This window comes from Pradoshia sp. Z5_111 (genome assembly GCF_058267535.1).
On sequence record NZ_JBZCPQ010000001.1, the window covers coordinates 609,405 to 630,252 of the forward strand.

At 36.8% G+C, this 20,848-nt stretch carries 17 protein-coding genes and 1 pseudogene; 17 read left to right on the top strand and 1 reads right to left on the bottom strand.

Annotation, left to right across the window (positions count from 1 at the left end; all coding sequences use genetic code 11):
• Positions 1–11 precede the first annotated feature (11 nt).
• The 5 genes and pseudogenes from AC4D4A_RS02960 to AC4D4A_RS02980 all read left to right on the top strand — a co-directional run bounded on the left by AC4D4A_RS02960 (position 12) and on the right by AC4D4A_RS02980 (position 3,711).
• A complete protein-coding gene (locus AC4D4A_RS02960) occupies positions 12–1,094 on the top strand; it encodes a toxic anion resistance protein (protein WP_066103781.1) in 1,083 nt (360 codons plus the stop codon).
• Positions 1,095–1,297: 203 nt separating this feature from the next.
• A pseudogene (locus tag AC4D4A_RS02965) lies at positions 1,298–1,921 on the top strand (TerD family protein); the annotation flags it as partial.
• A gap of 42 nt (positions 1,922–1,963) precedes the next feature.
• The gene (locus AC4D4A_RS02970; RefSeq protein ID WP_490994516.1) at positions 1,964–2,632 is read left to right on the top strand and encodes a vWA domain-containing protein; all 669 of its coding nucleotides are present in this window, start codon (positions 1,964–1,966) and stop codon (positions 2,630–2,632) included.
• Between the two features lie 372 nt (positions 2,633–3,004).
• The gene (locus AC4D4A_RS02975) at positions 3,005–3,163 is read left to right on the top strand and encodes a hypothetical protein (RefSeq protein WP_490994517.1); all 159 of its coding nucleotides are present in this window, start codon (positions 3,005–3,007) and stop codon (positions 3,161–3,163) included.
• 98 nt (positions 3,164–3,261) lie between these two features.
• Complete coding sequence (locus tag AC4D4A_RS02980) at positions 3,262–3,711, top strand: OsmC family protein (RefSeq protein ID WP_490994518.1); 450 nt, start codon at positions 3,262–3,264, stop codon at positions 3,709–3,711.
• A 90-nt stretch (positions 3,712–3,801) separates the two neighbouring features.
• Here AC4D4A_RS02980 and mbcS read toward each other — a convergent pair whose 3' ends face one another.
• Complete coding sequence (gene mbcS, locus AC4D4A_RS02985) at positions 3,802–5,382, bottom strand: acyl-CoA synthetase MbcS (protein WP_490994519.1); 1,581 nt, start codon at positions 5,380–5,382, stop codon at positions 3,802–3,804.
• Positions 5,383–5,835: 453 nt separating this feature from the next.
• Between mbcS and AC4D4A_RS02990 the strand changes: the two genes are divergently transcribed.
• The 12 genes from AC4D4A_RS02990 to AC4D4A_RS03045 all read left to right on the top strand — a co-directional run bounded on the left by AC4D4A_RS02990 (position 5,836) and on the right by AC4D4A_RS03045 (position 19,497).
• Complete coding sequence (locus tag AC4D4A_RS02990; protein ID WP_490994520.1) at positions 5,836–7,344, top strand: class I adenylate-forming enzyme family protein; 1,509 nt, start codon at positions 5,836–5,838, stop codon at positions 7,342–7,344.
• A 321-nt stretch (positions 7,345–7,665) separates the two neighbouring features.
• Positions 7,666–9,738 carry a helix-turn-helix domain-containing protein gene (locus AC4D4A_RS02995; RefSeq protein ID WP_490994521.1) on the top strand — a complete coding sequence of 691 codons (2,073 nt, stop codon included), beginning with the start codon at positions 7,666–7,668 and terminating at the stop codon, positions 9,736–9,738.
• 274 nt (positions 9,739–10,012) lie between these two features.
• On the top strand, positions 10,013–11,203 hold the full coding sequence (locus AC4D4A_RS03000; RefSeq protein WP_490994522.1) for an acyl-CoA dehydrogenase family protein: 1,191 nt from the start codon (positions 10,013–10,015) through the stop codon (positions 11,201–11,203).
• Between the two features lie 21 nt (positions 11,204–11,224).
• On the top strand, positions 11,225–12,361 hold the full coding sequence (locus AC4D4A_RS03005; RefSeq protein ID WP_490994523.1) for an acyl-CoA dehydrogenase family protein: 1,137 nt from the start codon (positions 11,225–11,227) through the stop codon (positions 12,359–12,361).
• Between the two features lie 46 nt (positions 12,362–12,407).
• On the top strand, positions 12,408–13,877 hold the full coding sequence (locus AC4D4A_RS03010) for an aldehyde dehydrogenase family protein (protein WP_490994524.1): 1,470 nt from the start codon (positions 12,408–12,410) through the stop codon (positions 13,875–13,877).
• A gap of 73 nt (positions 13,878–13,950) precedes the next feature.
• On the top strand, positions 13,951–15,696 hold the full coding sequence (locus AC4D4A_RS03015; protein WP_490994525.1) for a class I adenylate-forming enzyme family protein: 1,746 nt from the start codon (positions 13,951–13,953) through the stop codon (positions 15,694–15,696).
• A gap of 309 nt (positions 15,697–16,005) precedes the next feature.
• The gene (locus AC4D4A_RS03020; protein ID WP_490994526.1) at positions 16,006–16,446 is read left to right on the top strand and encodes a MaoC family dehydratase N-terminal domain-containing protein; all 441 of its coding nucleotides are present in this window, start codon (positions 16,006–16,008) and stop codon (positions 16,444–16,446) included.
• Positions 16,447–16,466: 20 nt separating this feature from the next.
• Positions 16,467–16,889 carry a MaoC/PaaZ C-terminal domain-containing protein gene (locus AC4D4A_RS03025; protein ID WP_490994527.1) on the top strand — a complete coding sequence of 141 codons (423 nt, stop codon included), beginning with the start codon at positions 16,467–16,469 and terminating at the stop codon, positions 16,887–16,889.
• A gap of 26 nt (positions 16,890–16,915) precedes the next feature.
• Positions 16,916–18,076: a thiolase C-terminal domain-containing protein gene (locus tag AC4D4A_RS03030; RefSeq protein ID WP_490994528.1), complete on the top strand. Its 1,161-nt coding sequence runs from the start codon at positions 16,916–16,918 to the stop codon at positions 18,074–18,076.
• A gap of 12 nt (positions 18,077–18,088) precedes the next feature.
• Positions 18,089–18,505 (top strand): Zn-ribbon domain-containing OB-fold protein, encoded by a 417-nt coding sequence (locus AC4D4A_RS03035; protein WP_490994529.1) that lies wholly within the window; start codon positions 18,089–18,091, stop codon positions 18,503–18,505.
• 318 nt (positions 18,506–18,823) lie between these two features.
• A complete protein-coding gene (locus AC4D4A_RS03040; RefSeq protein ID WP_490994530.1) occupies positions 18,824–19,270 on the top strand; it encodes a YaiI/YqxD family protein in 447 nt (148 codons plus the stop codon).
• Positions 19,271–19,305: 35 nt separating this feature from the next.
• On the top strand, positions 19,306–19,497 hold the full coding sequence (locus AC4D4A_RS03045; protein WP_490994531.1) for a hypothetical protein: 192 nt from the start codon (positions 19,306–19,308) through the stop codon (positions 19,495–19,497).
• The last annotated feature ends 1,351 nt before the right edge of the window (positions 19,498–20,848 follow it).

The following is a 20,848-nucleotide window of genomic DNA, read 5'->3' on the forward strand; positions in this document are numbered from 1 at the left end:
GGAAATAAATAATGGTAAATGAATTACAGATAAAACAAAATACAGATCTGACAGAACAGTCTGCTAATGAAGTTAGAATGCAGCTGCGCAATGAAGCACAGGTCCTTCAAATTGTAGAAAATATGGATTTGCGCAATCAGAATGAATTATTATCACTAGGGAGAGCACCGGCAGAACGGCTTTCTCAGTTTTCAGACAGAATATTAAACACGATGGCACTTTCGAAAATTGATGAATCCGGTGAATTATTAATTCAATTAGAGAAATTAATGAAACGGTTTGATAAAAATGAAATCATGAAAGAACCTAATTTCATCGCAAAATTGTTTAAAAAAGCGAAGGCGACAACGGAAGCTCTCTTTAAAAAATATCAAACATTAGGTGGAGAGCTTGATAAAATTCATAGAGAATTTGCGATGATTGAGGATGAATTAAAGCGGACAAATCAAAATCTCGAAGGCTTATATGAAGAAGATATTGAATATTATTTCGAATTAGAAAAATATGTGGTAGCTGCTGAAATGAAATTAGAGGAAGTAAATCAGACGTTAATCCCTGAATGCGAACAACGAGTAAATTCAGGCAACCAAATGGCTCGGATGGAGCTGGAAAATCTTCGTACAGTCAAAGAATTACTAGAAAGAAAAATTGATGATTTAGAAAAAGCCCGAATGGTAGCTGTCATCGCCGCTCCACAAATTAAAACCATGCAACGCGGTAATAATGATTTGGTTGCAAAGATTAATAGTGCCTTTGTTACAACGATTCCAATCTTTAAAATGGGCATTATTAATACGGTCAGTGCAAAACGTCAAAAAGTACATTCAGATTCATTGAATGCATTTGAAGATCGCACGAATCAAATGTTAAAGGATGTCACTAGCGATATTATGAATCAAAGCATTGAGATTGCTCAGCGTTCCGGTAGCTCTAGTATTAAAATGGATACCATTGAAAATATGTGGGATACGATTGTTAAAGGAATAGATGAATATAAAAAGGTTAAAGAAGAACAGTCCATGCAACGGATCGAAGATAAAAAACGTTTGGAAACGATTAGAGAGGATGCGAAACGCGTTCTATCCCAATCCTAACCGATTACCCCTATCTATAGTGTAGATAGGGGTTTTTTATATTCTATATCCTCAACTCGAGGCCATTCGAGAGAATTATAGCTTTTTTAATGATTTATTTGATATATCGACTTAATATGATTCTAATTCTATCTAAAATTTGTAAATTAAAATATAATTAAATTATGTAAATAAAATACAAATAAGGAAGGTTACATACAATGGTTAACTTAAATAAAATTGAATTAAAGAAAAAAGGACAAAATATCAATCTAACAAAAAGTACGAATCAATCACTCGGAGAACTGCTCGTAAACCTCAATTGGAATCAAAAAAGTGCTCCTAAATCCGGTGGATTCATGTCTGCTTTATTCGGTAAGTCTAATAATGTCGACCTTGATCTTGGTTGTTTATTTGAAATGAAAAATGGAGAAAAAGGCTGCGTACAAGCTCTTGGCAATGCTTTTGGGAATTTTAAAGCAAGACCTTTTATAAAATTGGATGCTGATGACCGTACGGGAAGTGCCGAAGGCGGGGAAAATCTTCGAATTAACGGAGATAAAGTGACCGAAATTAAACGTATTTTAGTTTATGCGTTTATTTATCAAGGAGTAGCTAATTGGTCTCAAGCAGATGGTGTTGTAACTCTGAAGTATCCTGGAGGTTCCGATGTAGAAGTAAAGCTTGATGAACATCTGAACGGCAATAATATGTGTGCAATCGCTATGATAGAAAATGTTAACAATGAAACATTCAAGGTGGAAAGACTAGTAGAGTACTTTAAGGGCCATCAGGATATGGATCGTGCTTTTAATTGGGGCATGAACTGGGTAAGAGGTTCAAAATAATGCAGTTGTACAGATAGAAAAAATAACAAGGGAGAGTTACGTATGCAGCCAATTCTATTAAAAAAGAATATTGCTAAGGTTGTTTTAGAGAAGAAGAAATTACAGGGCGTTGTAGCCAGAGTTGGACTTGTGTTAGATATATCCGGTTCCATGCGAGCTTTATACCGTGATGGGGTTGTCCAGGAAGCAGTAGAGAGAATCCTGGCCGTAGCAAGCCAATTTGATGATAACGGTTCATTGGATGTATGGGTTTATGACAATGAATTTTCCAGGCTGCCTGCTGTTTCAGAAAAGGATTTCGTCAATTATGTCAACGACAAGATAGTAAATGATCAATCTATACATAAATTTGGAAGAAATGACGAACCACAAGTTATGAAAGATGTTATCCATAAATATATGAAAGAAGAACCAGCAGATGAGCCCGTCTTTTTAGTATTTATGAATGATGGCGGATGTAAATCAGGTATTAAAAAAATCATCGCAAATTCTTCGAAAATGCCGATTTTCTGGCAGTTTGTAGGTATAGGAGATTCTAATTTTGATGTGTTAAGAAAGCTGGATACAATGGAAGGTCGATATGTGGATAATGCAAATTTCTTTCATTTGAATAATTTAGAAGATGTGTCCGATGAAGAATTGTACGATCAATTATTAAACGAATTTCCACAATGGTTAGAGGAAGCAAAGCAAAAGGGGATCTTGAGATAATTCACTTAAAAGCTTTATATTTCCTTAACAAGGATTAATATCATTAATAATTTTTAATTGATTCCACACAAAAAACACAAACTTTATTTATTTTTAATAAAGTTTCATTCGTGTTTAGAGAAGATAAGTGCGGTTGCTTCACCGAGCGGACACTCATAAAATGATGAAAAACACGAACATTGGCAGTTTTCTATACAAAAGCTCGTAAAATTAGAGATTATGACTGTATTTTTTACAATATGCTATTTTTTTATAAAAAGAACATATGTTTGCACCTTGTTTTGCAGTCTGTTCAATCCGATGAATAGAATCGTATAGTTCGTGGTATTAACCTGTATAGTCAGATATAAAATTATATAGGGGTGATCTACATTGACAAAACAGACAAGTGACGATTGCAGAGTAGGTAATTTTGAAAAAGAATATGAGCTCCCACCCGGAACTATTCGAAACCGTAATGGCAGGGATACACACAGTGATAAGAAAATCGGGACGATACGAAAAGAGTCGGAGCACCACAAAAAGAAATAAAACGAAAAGCATAATCTACAAACGTATCATTTTAACGAAGCAGCTACTTGAGAGAACCAAATTCATTTTCATATATTACGTGTAAAAGGAGATTGATGATGGCAAAAACGACACTGAAATCAAAAGCAACTTTAATTAAAAATGTACAGGTCGAGGTCGAAGCTAGGGGACATAAGGTGACAATTGATGAACCGGAAAGAGCGGGAGGAACGGATCTTGGCATGAACCCATTGGAGCTCCTTCTTTCATCACTCGGTGCGTGTCAAACCATTATGGCTCAAAGCTATGCGGATAAAATGGGAATACAGTATGATTGTTTGGTGATCGAGCTTGAAGGTGATTTAGACACGGGCGGTTACAAGGGAAAACCAGGTGTAAAAGTTGGTTTAGAGGAAATTCGTTATATCGTCCATATGGAATCTAATGAGCCTCAAGAAAAAATCGAGGAATTTATCCATTATATAGAGGCTCATTGCCCAGCACTTGATACCTTAATCAATCCAACCAAGGTTGTATCAAAAGGCGTAAAAGTCTCGCAAACTAAATAAATTTTTACACCGTCGCTGTATTTAGTGGCGGTTTTTATTTATATAGAGAGAAAAAAAACCCAACTTATTTAAAAGTCGGGTCAATATTTTTCAGTCTTTGCTTAGTTCCATCTCTCTTAATTGTACATGTCGAATCTTTCCTGATGTGGTTTTAGGCAATGTCTCTGTAAATTCAATGCTCCTAGGATATTTATAAGGAGCGGTTAACGTTTTTACAAAACTCTGAAGCTCTGCAATCAGTTCTTTTTCTGAATGCTGTTTATAAGATTCTGTTAAGACTATAAAGGCTTTAACAATATTTCCTCTAATCGCATCAGGACTTCCTATAACTGCACATTCCTTCACGGCAGGATGCTTGATTAAAGCATCTTCCACCTCAAACGGTCCAATTGTATATCCAGAGCTAATAATAATATCGTCGCTTCTACCCTCAAACCAAAAGAAACCTTCTTCATCTTTTAAAGCTCGGTCACCTGTAATAAAGTATTCACCTTTTCTTTGCGAAAGTGTACGTTCCTGATCTTTATAATATTCTTTAAAGAGAGCAGGTGTACTAAGATGAACACCTATATTACCAACTTCACCTGCTTGGCACAGCTGCCCATTTTCATCGACAATTTCTACTATATTTCCCGGTGTAGCTTTACCCATGGAACCAGGCTTATTTGGGATATCTTTTAATTGGCCGATTAATAATGTACTCTCAGTTTGTCCATAACCATTGCGAATCGTTACATTAAACTGATTGTAAAAAGCATTTATTACCTCTGTATTTAGTGCTTCACCAGCGGAAATCGCGCTATGGAGATAAGGTAATTTGTACGTATTTAGATTTTCACTTTTTACAATTAACCGATACTCAGTAGGTGTACAGCAGAAAACATTTATTTGATACTTATCCAGCAAAGCTAAAAAGGTATCCGCATTGAATTTTCCATTATACACGAAGCCGGTTGCTCCTGTTCCAAGTACGGATAGGAAGGGACTCCACACCCATTTTTGCCATCCAGGAGCGGCTGTTGCCCACACTAGGTCATTTTCATTGATAGACATCCAATTCTTTGCAGCTGTTTTTAAATGAGCATAGCCCCAGGCATGAGTATGTACAACTGCTTTTGGATTGCCTGTTGTGCCGGAAGTATAGGATAACAAAGCAATATCATCCCTGGTAGTGTTGGCTGCTTCAAATTGAGAGGAAGCTGTTTTCACTTTTTCATCTAGGGAAATCCATTGATCTTTACCTTCACCAACACAGAATTTAATCAGCTTATCTGAGTCAGGAACCGCATCAATTTCAGCTGTGAATTTTTCATAACAGACTACCGCTCGAGCTTCAGCATGCTGAATTCTAAAAGCCAAATCTTTTGCACGGAGCATCTCTGAGCATGGGATAAGTACGATGCCAGATTTTAATGCAGCTATATAGATGGCATAAGCCTCGATTATACGGGGAACAATCACCAGTATTTTATCACCCATCTGTAATCCCGCTTCAGCAAATACATTTCCTATTTTATTAGCTTCTTCGACCAATTGTTTATATGTAATTGATTTAGTCAGACCATCCTGATTCTCCCACTTTAGAGCCAATTTCTCAGAATCATTGGCATAACGCTCAATTTCCCTTGTTAAATTATAGACATGAGGAGCTATTAATTCTTCTCTTTTCATTAAAAAAATCCTCCCAAAATATGAATCAATTATCTGATACCTGTTGTCATATGTAACTTTTAGTACTAGGTATTAAAAACAATTTTAGCTATTTTTTGCTGACAAGTAAAGGAAAGAGAATAGGAATTATTTTTGTAATGGCTTACAAGATTGATATAGAAGAATAAAATTTAACAAAGTTTAATAGGAGAGGACATAAATGCACCATCTTTATTTTATTTCTAATAGATTGTTAGAAATAAAATTAGACTATCCATCCGAAAGAATCGAAAGTATTACGGCGGAATAGTAGGTTTTAACTTAGGAAGATGATTCGTGTAAAGGCATGTAGAATTCTATATACGTAAAAAAGGGGAACTATATCAAATTTAAATTAAACGACTATAAATCGACAATATAATGAATCCAACCCCGCTATACTTATACTAGTTAATCAGTAAAGGGGATGTTAGAGTGTTTATTTTTGAGCAATTACGTGAACATGCGCATACTAAACCCAGCAACGTGATTACTTCATTTAAGGGGAAAGAGACAGCCTACTCAGACTTTTATCAAAAAGCACAAAACCTAGCAGGTTTCTTTCAGCAAAAAGGATACCAAAAAGAGGATATCATTGCTCTTTACTTATTTAATTCGGACACCTTTTTAATTGCTTATTATGCTTGTCAATTAGGTGGATTTTCTGTATTGCCGATTAACACAAAACTGGCGGCTCCAGAAGTGCAGTATATTATGCGCCATTCAGAGGCAAAGGCCCTCATCTATGATACTCGTTTAAATCCAGTACTAGAGCAAATAAGTGCAACTGTGGAACAGTTTAAGGATACTCTTGAAACTGGCGAAAAAAACACAATAGAGGCAGTTTTAGAGGACGAATCTATCCCTTTCCAGCAAGAACACATAGACAAGGAAGATACTGCAGTTATTTTCTATACATCAGGAACTACAGGTAAACCTAAGGGTGTATGTCTATCAGCGGAGAATGTAAGAGCTATTGCTGAAATCTGGGCACAGTCTTTAGAAACAACTTCTGAGGATCGTACACTAATTGTCACCCCTTTATTTCACTGTGCAGCCAGTCATTGCTTTTCTATTCCAACAATCTTAAACGGCGGTACAGTCATTATTGAAGAAACTTTTATAATCGAACAAACTTTGAAAGCAATGGAGAGGGAAAAAGTCACAATCTTTTTTGGAGTTCCCGCCATTTACAGTACGTTATTAAATGCACCTCAAATGAAAGAGGCGGATTTATCTCATCTACGGTTATTTACATACGGAGCGGCCCCTATGCCATATGAGCTCGTTAAACGATTAAAGACCTATTATCCAAATGTAAAGGTTCAGAACCTATATGGGCAAACAGAAAACTCTCCAGGGGCAACCACCCTAAAAGATCATTTTGCATTAGAAAAAATCGGTTCAGTTGGAGAGCCTTTACCCTATACACAGGTTCGCGTCGTAGGTGAAGATGGAGAGGACGTTCCTCCTTTTGCTGTCGGTGAAATCATTGTTAAAGGTCCACAAGTAATGAAAGGGTATTTAAAAAATGAAGAAGCGACTCGCATGACACTCAGAGACGGATGGTTGTACAGCGGAGATTTGGGTCGGTTAGATGAGAACGGATTGTTATATATTGTTGATCGAAAAAAAGATATGCTCATTCGTGGAGGGGAAAATGTATATCCAGTTGAGATTGAAGAGGTTTTATATCAATTGGATGAAATTTTGGAAGCAGCTGTAGTCGGTATTCCTCATCCTGTTTATGGAGAAGTTCCAAAGGCATTTATTGTGCTTAAAGAGGGAAGACATCTGTCTGCAGAACATATTCAAACTTACTGTCAACAAAATCTCGCGAAATATAAAGCTCCCGAGACAATTGTCTTTGTCGAAGAGTTACCACGAAACGCGAGCGGGAAAGTGCTAAAACATACTTTGCGGGATAATGCTGTGAGGGCATAGGTAGACACTAGTTTATATTAGGCAAGTAATGGTTGCTTAGCAATTCAAAAAAATCTCTCAGTCAAAGTGCTGTGAGATTTTTTTGCTGTTAAATTAAAAATATACATCGTACAATATCAACTTTTCTTAATTAACGTTACTTGCCATTATCATATGAGAAATAACTTTATCGATAAGTATTTGTAGAATTTTGTCGAATTTTCAGATATAAATAAGATTGATTAATCAATATAGGAAATTTAATATTATAATGTAGACAGACAATCTATGACAGAATACATGAATATCTTTTAAAAATAATTTATATCCAAAGGAGGAAATATGAGTAACCAAAATGTTTTGCAGGCATTTTTGAAGGAAAAAGGTGTTCATTGCCCGTATCAAATTTGGTTATCAAGTCCTGAAACTTCAGATTTTATTTTAATTGAGGGAGAGGAACATTTAAGCGATTTCGAACGATTGCATATGGACATAATGGATGTTATATCTATCCAGGAAGTTAAGGGCCATAAAACATATCTTTATTTTAAATACCCTACTCAATACATAGTATCCATCTGCTTATCTGAACCGACAAAGTTTGAAGAAAAAGAAATGGATTTAATCTATTATTTTCTTTATCCGATATATAGTGAATATGTTTTAAATGCAAACCGATATAAGATCGATAAAATCATAGAGAGTATCTGTCAAACCACTTCTTTGTTAGATATTGAAGAAATATTTTCTGCGATATTAAAAAATACGATGGAAGTTATACCAACCGCTGACTTAGGTACTTTGTGGTTATATGACCGGCAATTAGATCGTATAGTTTGTAAGACTTCAGTTGGCCATGTTATGGACGGACTTTGGAAAATGAAGTATAGAATAGGAGAAGGTTCTATTGGACAAATGTTCATGAATGGAACTCCGGAGCTCGTGAAGGATACTTCTAAGCTTTTATTAAAGATGGCTACTGTCTCTCCAGAAAATAATCAGTATTGGGATCCTACCTACGACTTTCCCCGGCATGTTAAATCGTTAATTTCAGCTCCAATAGCTGTTGATGGGGAAATTGAGTGTGCTATGATCCTTGGCCAGGTTAAATCAAGTAAGAGTCTAACAGAACAAGATTTACAGTTGATGCAAGGCTTTTCTTCTCAAATTGGTGTAGCACTTAAAAATGCAAAGTTATTCACCGATATCAAAAATCAAAATCAACTTCTTCTCAAAAGAGATGACATTCATTCCACACTAACCAATCTCTCCTTGCAGAATTTGGGGGCAAAAAAGGTAATTCGTGAGCTAAACAGAATAATTGGGAAAAAATTAATATTTGTAGACCTAATCGAAAATAGCTGTATACCTGAAAGAAAAAAACTGCCCTATTCTTATACGTACCAAAAACTTTATCGTACGATTACAAATATGGAAGATGGTTTACCATACAAAATCATTACATCTGAGCAAGAGTCTCATTGTCTATATCCAATCCGTACAGAAAATTTAATTCTTGGCTGTCTTATTATCGAGATAAAGGAACCCTTAAGTCAGCTAGACCATATCGCATTAGAACAGGGATATTCTGTCCTTGCACTTGAACTGGTTAAGAAAAAGAACTTAGTCGGGTTTTATTACAAAAATCGTCGAGAGTTATATTATCAATTGCTGCAGAGCAAAGATTCCAACACGTTATTGTCAAAGGCCACCGAATTAGGTATTAAGGAGCAGGAGGAGTTTTTTTCAGTAATCATTCAATATATAGGAAATCAGGACGAGGAAGTGCTAGATACCTATATACACCGTTTAGTGGCTCAGTTAAAAAAAGAATTACCCTTTTATATTCAAACCATTTTCGGTGACCATAATAAGGCAATCGTTCTCTTCTGCCTTCCCGATACCAAATCATACACTTTCATTCTGCAGGTTTTAGAACAAACCATTGTGATGTGGAATGAGGAGGAAAAGGGCAGATTACTCTGCGGAGGAATCAGTTCAACCTATAGCAATTTATCCCTGATTGCTAAATCTCATAATGAGGCGGAGATGGCTCTCTCCTATCTTGTTTCAAAGGAAACTCCTGATATAATAGAATACTCGAAAATTGGACTGAACAGGCTATTTATCAATCAAGACAAAGAAGAAATTAACCGTTTTCTGCAGGAGGTATTTGAACCCTTACAGACACCTCATCATGCAGCCAGCAAACTAGAAGAAACATTGATTACTTACTTTGAATTGAATCGATCTGCATCACAAACGGCTACTAAATTGTTTATCCATATCAATACACTTTACCAAAGATTAAAGAAGATTGAAGATTGTCTCAGTATTTCATTTGAAGATGCAGAGGACATTTTACGCCTTCAACTAGCCTGTTATCTTAAGAAATCACTGAACCAAGCTTCCTAGCCTCAAATTACGACAAATTTTCCATCCTCATTATTGCTGTTTAAAATAAAAACCTCATATTTTCATATACGGGAAGGCAATGCCTTCTCTTCGTTTATATAACTTTCTTCTACATTACCTCCTTCTCCAGCAAAAACAAGTATATAATCTTCAATTCATTACAGAGAAATTATGTGAAAACCTACATTGTATTAAAAAACCTATGTTACTAAAATACAAATTATAGTTGTTATGTTTGTGAGGAGCTTGATGATTGCCGAAGGAGGATGATGAAATGGATTTTTCTTTTACAAAAAAAGAGGAAGAATACCGTCGAACATTAAGGATATGGTTAGAGGAAAATCTACCTGAGGGTTGGATCGAAGGTAAACGAAATTTGCCAGAAGATGAAGAAGAACAAGCTCAATTTTTGAGGAATTGGCAGAAGAAAATGAATGATGGCGGCTGGGTTGCCATCGCTTGGCCAGAAAAATATGGCGGTCGAAGTGCCTCTGTTATAGAAGAGATCATCTATCATCAGGAAATGGTTAGAGCAGGGGCTCCACATCTTATTAATTATATTGGAATCCATATGGTTGGCCCGACTTTAATGGATATTGGAACGGAAGAGCAAAGAGAGAAATTTATCCCCAAAATACTTAACGCTGAAGAAGTATGGTGTCAGGGTTATTCTGAACCAAATGCCGGGTCTGACTTATCTGCATTGAAGACGAGTGCTGTTAAACAGGACGACAAATGGATTATCAATGGACAAAAAGTTTGGACGAGTTATGGGCATTTGGCAGACCGTTGTTTTCTACTTGCGAGAACCTCCAATTTAGAAAAGAAACATAAAGGAATCACGGTATTTCTAGTAGATATGAAACAACCAGGTGTTGAAGTACGTCCCATTATTCAAATGAATGGAAAGCATGATTTTAATGAGGTTTATTTCAATGACGCTGTTGCTTATGATGAAGAAATTGTTGGCGAAATTGATGAGGGTTGGAAGGTAATGATTAATTTAATGCTACATGAACGAACTGGAATTGGCGCACAAATATTCACTTTGGAGAAGCAATTTTCTGATTTAGTGTTGCTAACGAATGAACTGAAGGAAAATGGCCAGCCGCTCATAAAAGACCCATTTACACGACAAAAAATGGTTGAGCTCTATACTCGTTGTCGAGGTGTACTTTTAACGTATTATCGCAATATTACTACCTCTATGAAAAGAGGCTATCCTGGTGCAGAAAGCTCGATGGATAAATTAATGAGCAGCGAATTAACAAAGGATTTGTTTGAGTTTGCTGTATCCATTCAGGGTCATGAGGGTGTTTTATGGAAAGAAGATGCACTGGCCAATCCTTTTTGGCAATTAGAATATTTATCTTCCTTTGGAGTTACGATTGGCGGAGGTACAAGCGAAGTACAGAGAAATACGATTGGTGAAAGATTATTGGGATTGCCTAAGGATTTACGTTAATGAAACGGAGGTGCAATAAAAATGGATTTTTCTTTAAGTGAAGAACAGGAAATGTTTCGGGGATCGGTCCGAAAATATTTAGATGGCGCAGGGCAAACAAAGATTGCTCGGGAGATGGCGAAAAAAAATACGAATCTACTCACTAAGACATGGAAGGGTCTAGCACAATTGGGCTGTATGGGAATCACCGTGAAAGAAGAATATGGAGGTGCTGAATTAACTACAGTTGATCAAGTCCCTGTACTCGAAGAATTAGGACGTGCATTATTACCAGGATTGTATTTAGAAACCGTCGCATTTGCAGCACCGATGATTGAAAAGTTTGGTACAGCCGAACAAAAAGAAAAATACTTACCAGGAATTGCAGACGGTTCAAGAACCATTTCACTTGCATGGTTAGAGCCAGGAAAGACTTTTAACCTGAATGATATTCAAATGACAGCAAAATATGATGAAGACACGATGATTCTTAACGGGTCTAAAACATTAGTTCCTGAAGGCAATCTGGCAGATACATATCTTGTGCTAGTTCGCTCTGAATCAGAAACGGATGGAAAAGGTATTTCTTTTGTCCTTGTAGATAGAAATGATGATGGTGTAGATTATCGAGTACTTCAATCAATGGATGAAACTCGTCATCTGACAGAAGTTAACTTTAAAAATGTAATCGTTTCCAACTCTCGAATTCTAGGTGAATTGAATAGAGGTGAGGACGCCATTGAGGAAGGACTTTTATATCTGAACGCTGCCCTTGCTTCAATGATGGTTGGAGGCATGGATAAAATCGTAGAAATGTGTGCCGAATATGCAAAAATCCGTGTTCAATTTGGCCAGCCAATCGGACGTTTTCAAGCGATAAAGCATCGAATTGCAGATATGAAGCTGGATTTGGAGACGGCAAGATCGTTAAGTTACTACGCTGTTTGGGCTCTAGATGATAAGGCAGAAGATGCAGCAGTGGCAGTTAATAGTGCCCGGGCATTTATTACAGAAGCGTATCTTCGTTTAGCGGGACATGGGATTCAGATTCATGGAGGCATAGGAGTAACAGAGGAAATTGACTGTCATCTGTATTTAAAAAGAGCTCAATACTATCAAACATATCTGGGAAATTCAAGATTATATAGAGAAAAGGCAGCTACAGCTCTTAATTGGTAGATTTTCAGCCTAAACCATCTTTAAAAACAGGAAGGGATGAGTAAGTATGCCTGTAATCAATGAACTAAAAGAATATAAAAATATTATTAACGGTAATGCTGTTCCGTCAACAACCGGTGAATTTATTGAAAGTATGAATCCCTCTACAGGTATTGCATGGGCTAGGATACCGAGAAGCACGATAAAAGACGTAGAATATACAATCCAAGCTGCCCGCAATGCATTTCCCGATTGGGCTGCACTTCCACCATTACAACGGGCTGAATTCTTAAGACAAATTGGCGATCGACTGACTGATCATGCTGAAGAATTGGCAACTCTGGAAACAAGGGACAATGGATGGGTCATAAGCAACACAAGCTATACGCTTATCACTTCATTAAAACAAATTTGGTATGATGCAGCCGGGCTTTGTAATTATGCGAGTAGAGGGGATACCATCCCAAAGGGGCCCACAACGTTTGGTTATACGTATCGTGAACCTCTAGGAGTGGTAGTAGGGATAACACCATGGAATGCCCCTCTATTTACATTCACAATAAAAGCTGCCTATGCTTTGGCAGCTGGCAATACAGTTATCATTAAACCTTCTGAGCATGCGTCTGTTTCTTCCTTACGCTACGGAGAAATTTTGGCATCCATCTTACCCCCAGGTGTCATAAATGTCTTATCTGGATATGGAACCGAAATCGGTGATGCTTTAGTAAGCAATAAGCAAATAAATAAAGTCAGTCTTACTGGCTCTAAAGTTACAGCAAGCGCAATTACCAGGGCAACTGTCAATAATCCAAAACCATTCATCTTTGAATTGGGCGGTAAATCTCCAAATATTATTTTTGAGGATGCAGACCTGGATAAAGTAATGGAAAGATTATTGCCTTATTCCATTTTTACCGGCAACGCAGGACAAATATGTGTGGCTGGATCCAGGATATTAATTCAGAAGTCCATCTTTGAAGAAGTAGTAAAAGGATTCAAGCAGGCTATGGAATGCGTAAAGCTTGGAAATACGTTAGATATGCAAACAACGATGGGCCCAATCGGTAATCTATCGCAATATAAGAAAGTGATTTCCTATATAGAGCTTGGAGAAAAAGAAGGAGAAATTATTGTAGGTGGGAAATCTGGCGGTAATGTCTTATTACAAGGAAATCAGGAGTTAGAAAACGGATATTGGGTAGAGCCAACTCTGATAAAGGTGGATAATCACCGTCATCGTGTATGCCAGGAAGAAATCTTTGGGCCTGTAGCAGTGGTCATACCATTTGAAACCGAAGAAGAAGCTATAGCCATGGCTAATGATACGGATTTTGGTTTGGCAGCAGGAATCTGGACGACTGATCTAGCCCGTGCAAAGCGATTAATAAGCAAGATAGATGCAGGAAATGTATGGGTGAATACGTATTCTCAGGTTGGAATTGATTTACCCTTTGGAGGATTTAAAGACAGTGGTTTTGGAACAGATTCGTTTATAGAATACACCCGGGAAAAAGCATGTGTAATAGAAATTGGATAAAAATATATCCCACTAAAGTAGACATCTATTAAGTTATGCTTACCTATTCTAATACCAATTGGAGTTGATATAAATGTTTAATTGGTCAGATGAACGAATTTTTGATCCAGATATGCCAAGGACTATTGACTATCCTAATTTACCGGTAGGAGCGATTTTAAAAGGAAGCGCCAGCCGTTTTGGGAACCGGACTGCTTTTATTTATCATGATACGCATATTAGCTATGAACAGGTTTACCGTGATTCTCTTCGGTTTGCTTATTCATTGAAGAAGCTTGGCGTGGAAAAAGGTACAGTTGTTTCAGTTCATTTACCAACGTGTCCTCAATATATTGTTGCTTATTATGGAATTGTTTTATCCGGTGCTATATATTCACCAATTAATCCTTATTTTCCAAAAGATGATGTCCGTTTTCAGCTTCAGGATTCGGATACTGAAGTTATAATCACTCATGAAACAACCGCGAATGATATTCATAGCTTACAAGCAAACGTAAATTTAAAGAAGGTAATTGTGACCGGAGACCAGGAAATGCTCTCATATAGTAATCCAGTGGATGTAAGGGATTATGGAGCGGATTGGTATAGCTTAGCGGATTTGATTGCTTCTGGTGAAGAGGAGGAATTTGATCCGGGGATTGATCCGAAAAATGATCTTGTCCATATTGCGTATACCGGTGGAACAACAGGTAGACCTAAAGGTGTTATGATTACACATTCTAATTTGATCAGCAGTTTTCTGCAGTCGGCAGCCTGGACGGCTGGATTATTGCCACAGGTTTCAGAGAATGGCGGACTTGATGTTGTAAGAGTCGAGAAAGATATCGACAAATACTTAGCTAAATACCCGTGGTTGACAGAGGAAGCTATATCTCTCAGCCCTTCACCTTTGTTTCATATTTCCGGTGTTTATGCTTGTATGGCATATCCAATGTTACTAGGATACACTGTCATTCTTATTGACCGTTTTAAACCTACTACATTTCTTGAATTTATTGAGAAATATCAAGTGACCCATGTGAGTGGTTCTCCAACCATGTGGAATGGCTTATTCGGTCATCCAGATTTACATAATTACGATTTTTCATCTGTAAAGAATGTCGGCTCCGGTTCAGCTCCATTAGTAAAAGAGGAAATGAAACTATTAGCAAAAACATTTCCAAATGCCAAGGTTGGAGAAGGCTATGGACAAACTGAAGCCACAGCAACAATCACAAATACTGTTATGCTGTGGTCTGGATTGCAAAAGATCGGAACAGTTGGACATCCACTTTTTGATACGGAAGTGAAAATCATCCCTGCTGATGGCAGCAGCGAAGAATCATTACCTACTGGATCTACAGGTGAAATATGTGCAAAAGGTCCACAAATTATGAAGGGGTATTATAATAAGCCCGTCGAAACAGAAGAAGCGCTTAGAGACGGCTGGCTCCATACAGGAGATATCGGTATGCTGGACGAAGATGGATTCATCACCATCGTTGACCGCAAAAAAGATATGTTGATTTATAAAGGTTATAACGTCTATCCAAGCAGGCTTGAGGATGCGCTATTTAAGCATCCTGCAGTAAGCAACGCCACCGTAATAGGGAAACCTTCAGCAGGTGTTGGAGAAATCCCAAAGGCATTTGTTATTCTCAAGCCGGGAGCAACAACAACAGTTGAAGAACTTATCGATTTTGTTAATCAGGAAGTCGTTCACTATGCAAAAATACGAGAATTGGAGATTGTTGAAGAGTTTCCTGTATCACCAGCAGGTAAAATTCTTAAACGAATCCTGCGTGACAAGGAGTTAAAGACAATAAATAGCCAAATATAAAATAAATCATTTTATTATTTCAGGAGATTTACAAGACTACTGATTAGATTAAATCATTCTATAAAATTTTGAGTACACATATACAAAAGTAGTTATTAATTTGTTAGATAAATACAAACTTTTATCATTCAACTACAGCACAATGTGGTCTGTCCATGTAACGCTATCTACTATTGAAGTGTAGAACATTACAAGACTTTGTGGATATTTATGTTGAAACCTACATTGATGCTATATGTATATTATCTTAAAATTTGCATAAACAACCGTCATTTTTACACATAAAGCCTATTAATGGGAGGCAAAGCTATGGAGCTTGATAAAAGTATAATTGGTTTAGAAGGACGCACTTTTTCCGTTGAGGTAGAAAAGCGACATATTCGTCAATTTGCGGATGCTATAGGAGATTCTAATCCTTTATATACGGACGAAGCATACGCTAAAAACACATTTTATGAGGGCATTATTTCTCCTCCTACCTTTTTAATTGCCTTAAGCAGTGAAGGAAATCACCTTCCTCTAAAACTGGACGAAAAGCGGATGCTTCATGGAGAGCAGGAGTTTATTTATCATCGTTCAGTCCGGCTTGGAGATCGACTCATTTGTAAAAGCAAGGTAGCGGATTTATACGAAAAAGACGGAAATAGCGGTAAGATGCAATTTCTTGTTCTTGATACAGAATTCAAGGACGAAAGCGGAGAAATGGTAGCCATCAGCCGTATGAATATCATTTATCGAGCTGCTTTATGAAAAGATAGGGGGTCAAATGGATGGAGATACAATATCAGGATTTAAGAGCGGGACAAGCGCTTCCTGTCTTAAAAAAAAAGCCGCCCATTACAAAGGTTCAATTAGTCAAATATGCCGGAGCATCCGGCGATTTTAACCCGCTACATACTGACGATGAGTTTGCGCAAAAGATTGGCATGAATGGTGTGATTGCTCACGGAATGCTGATTATGGGCTTTTTGGGCCAATACATTATGGAGCTTGCAGGCACCACAGCTGAAATTAAACAGTTTAAAATGCGATTTGGAGCGATGACAATTCCGGGTGACTTAATTACATGTTCCTCAACTGTAGAAAAAATCTATGAGGAAGATGGCCTGAGAATGGCAGATTTAAATTTAATAGCTGAAAAGGAATCAGGAAAAGTTGTTGGTTCCGGTAAAGCCACTCTAAAATTTCGTTAACTTGTTCAGGAAAAGGAGGCATTAATGTGGGGGATATAAGCAATCGCTATGCCATTGTAGGAGTTGGAGAGAGTGAACGATCAAGAAAATCAGGAACCACACCACTCCATATGGCCTTGGTAGCTGCACGGAATGCATTGGAGGATGCTGGGCTTGAAGCTAAAGAAATTGACGGAGTTATGAGCTATAGCACTGGTGATTCCTGCTCTTCACACCAGCTGGCAACTTATTTAGGAATCCGTCCCAGTTATGTTAATGACGTCATGGGTGGCGGAAGCTCGACAGAAATGTTAATTGCAGATGCAGTTGGATTAATAGAAGCAGGCTTAGTAAAAACGGTATTAATTTGGAGATCAATGAATGGTTCTTCCGGAAAAAAGGTCGGTCGAGGATATGATCCTGATATGATTCAGGAAGCAATTGATGGAGGAAGCTTCATTATTCCGTATGGTTCTGCAAGTCCATCTCAGTGGTTTGGAATGTTTGCTACAAGGCATATGTATGAAACAGGAATTACACGTGAACATCTGGGCCATGTTTGTGTAGATTTTTATGAACATGCCCAACGAAATCCTAAAGCTTTCCTTAATGGTCATCCATTAACAATGGAGGAATATATGGAAACGCCATACATTAGCTATCCGTTTACTAAACACGATTGCTGTGTTGAATTGGATGAAGCGAATGCGATCATTGTTACGTCAGCTGAACGGGCTAAAGATTGTAAGTCAAAACCAGTTTATATTATGGGAATTTCTGCAAGAGAATGTCATCCACATGCCCACTATTGGTCCGATTTGACTCAGGTAGCATCAGATTATGTCGCACCTCAATTATATAAATCAGCCGGTGTACAACCATCAGATATTCAAGTAGCCTCCATATATGATTGCTTTAGCTGGGTTGTGCTTCGCCAGCTCGAAGCCTTCGGATTTGCTCCACGTGGAGAAGTGGGGGATTTCGTCGCAGCAGGAAACTTGAGGATAGGAGGGAGCCTTCCGACCAATACAGCAGGAGGAATGCTTTCAGAAGGCTATACTCATGGAATGAATAATGTACTTGAGATTGTTAGGCAAATTCGTCACGAGTACAAAGGTACTTATCGTCAAGTTGAGAATTGTGAAATTGGAATCTGTACAGGTTGGGCGGGTCCAGATATAGCCGGTGCTATGATTCTTAGAAATTAGGAGGGATATAAAATGGTCTATCAAAAACCCATTCCACTTAAGAACCAGGATAACAAGCCTTATTGGGATTCGGCAGATAAACATGAACTTTCCATCCAGAAATGTGATGCCTGTCATAAATATCAACATCCTCCTGGTCCAGCCTGCTCAAAATGCGGCAGTCCTGAACTGAGTTGGGACTCATTCGGTAACGAAGTGTACGGAACAATTTATTCCTATATCATTTCTTATCGACCATTTCTGCCTGGTTTCCAGGATGATCTACCGACTGTTATTGCTCAGGTCGAACTAGAAGGGCAGCCTGAAATCAAAATAACAGGTAATGTTTTAAACTGTAATCCTGACGAAGTAAAGATTGGTAGGGATGTCCAAATGTTTTGGCAGGATATCAACGAGGAGCGAGCTCTTCCTCAGTGGAAAATGAGGTAAATAATAAATTGTTAGACTGAAACCATGATTCTTTGGCAGCAAAGAGTTATGGTTTTTGTGTTTCTTACTATAATAAAATTATTGTTTAAATCTGGGATATATTGCTAGCTAAACAGTGACATTCTAATCAAGTATTTAGTTCTAAGGTATCTTTTGTTGGCAATTGGAACACAATTCTATAAAGTATAATATAAGGATATAAAAAAACAGCAAAAGGAAGAACTCTTTGTTATTTTTAAACAAAAGTCATCAGTCCCTTTTATAGTTTAAAAAGATTAAGTTAAATAGTAAGTCGAACTTCTAAATGGGAGGGGAAAGATGAAAATTTATGTGGATGCAGATGCTTGTCCAGTGAAAGATATTATTATTTCTGAAGCAAGCGATTTTGAAATACAGGTTATCCTTGTTACAAGCTTTTCTCATTTTTCTAATGCAGAACAGCCATCAGGAGTGAAAACCATTTATGTTGATTCTGGAGCAGATGCTGCAGATTTTCGAATTGTGAAGTTAGTGGAAAAAGGAGATATTATCGTTACGCAAGATTATGGTCTTGCATCACTAGGTTTAGCAAAAGGAATTATCGTCCTCCACCATAAAGGTTTTAGATATACAAATGAAAATATTGACCAATTATTACAAACACGTTATTTAAGTGCACTGGCTAGAAAAGGTGGACAGCGAACAAAAGGACCAAAGCCTTTTACAGCTGAAGACCGGGAGCAATTTAGGAATCTTTTTAAACAGGTTATTTCTGTTAAAAATTAGGCTAAACTCAGAGATTTAAAAAGGAGATAAATATTTTGAAGTATTCAAAATCGCAAATGCAACAACTAATTAAGGGAAATAAAGAACTGCATACACGCTTTAAAGAGTTAAAGGCTGAGCATGGTCTTGAAAAAAACAATGCCATCAAGGCCTTGTACCATTCAGAAGTTGCGGATGGAGGAAAGTATCAGGCAGTTTACCAAGCACTTGATCAGCTCAAAAAGTAGATCCTTATATCTTATTTACACTTAAAAAATGCTGAAGATATAAGTGGATTAAGTTAGTAACCAAAATATGAAAGTAGGTTGCTGGGTAATACAAGGTTACTGTTCAATAGAAAAGGTTATTCAGCAATCGGGCGCTTTCCCTTAAGAAGGATAGCATCCATTTTTACATTTAAGGGCCAGTTTGTGGAAGATCGAACTTTAAGTATTTAAGAGTTTGGGAAGAAATATATTTATTGTAAAGATGAAATTAGCGGAGAAACAGTTGTTATTTGAAACATATTTAATCACTTAGTAAGAGTGAGTGATTTAGGTTTAATCAGACTTGCTTGTGGGTTCCCAGTTGATGCTGGATAAAGCGACGGACATGGGTCATGGTGATTGAAGCCAAATCAGTTGTACAGTTAAAAGTTGTTTAGACTATAAATCATTATGTAAAAATTATCATTATCGTTCAAGAGGAGAATTATCGTTCACATGAAAACGGTCCGAAATTATAAGGAATCTGCATTTCGAATGTACCAAAGTACAGATATTATTAAATACCTTGACTAACGACACAAATGTGTTGTCTTTTTTTTTGCTTAAATAACTGAATTTTTATTGTTATGACAACAGATTTATGTCATTTTTGATTAATTTGTATAGAAAGGATAAGGCAACACAATTGTGTCTGTAGTCATACTGACTGATGACACATAAGTGTTGTCTTTTTTTTGTGTATAAATAAGGTTTTTGTTTATAAGGGCAATCTAAGAAGAAAGGGTGATTTGTATATGTCATTAAGGAATATATCTATATGTCATTAGTCACATACCTAGGGGAAACCTCTAATCATTGTGTATTTTTTCTAGTTTACATAATATATATTATAGGAAGTTGTGAAAACCAATTAAACAAGCGTCTCATTAATCAAGATTACTTTAGCAATTGAGACAAAATAGAAAAATTTTCAAATATGGATCTTAATTATATATTTAATTCATTTACATAATTTTATTTATTCGTTATTTATTCTTTATAATCTCTGGTTGTTTTAATCATATGGTTTTAATTTAACTTTGAACATATTATCTTTAGAATTTTAATTTCGAATTTTAATTTTACTTTATAAAAAAACATGAACTAACTTATAAATGTTAATTTGTACGTATTTTAGATTTAAATCAATAGATTAGATGTTATAGTCTTGCTGCCAAACTTCCATCTGATACACTTTTTAGTTTACATAATGTTATTATGGCAACTTTACTTCTCGTTTATTTATTAACACAATAAATTAGTAGCAATCGATAAAAATTACTTTGTTAAGACTTTTATATACGAACATCACTTCATTCAACAATAAAGTTTA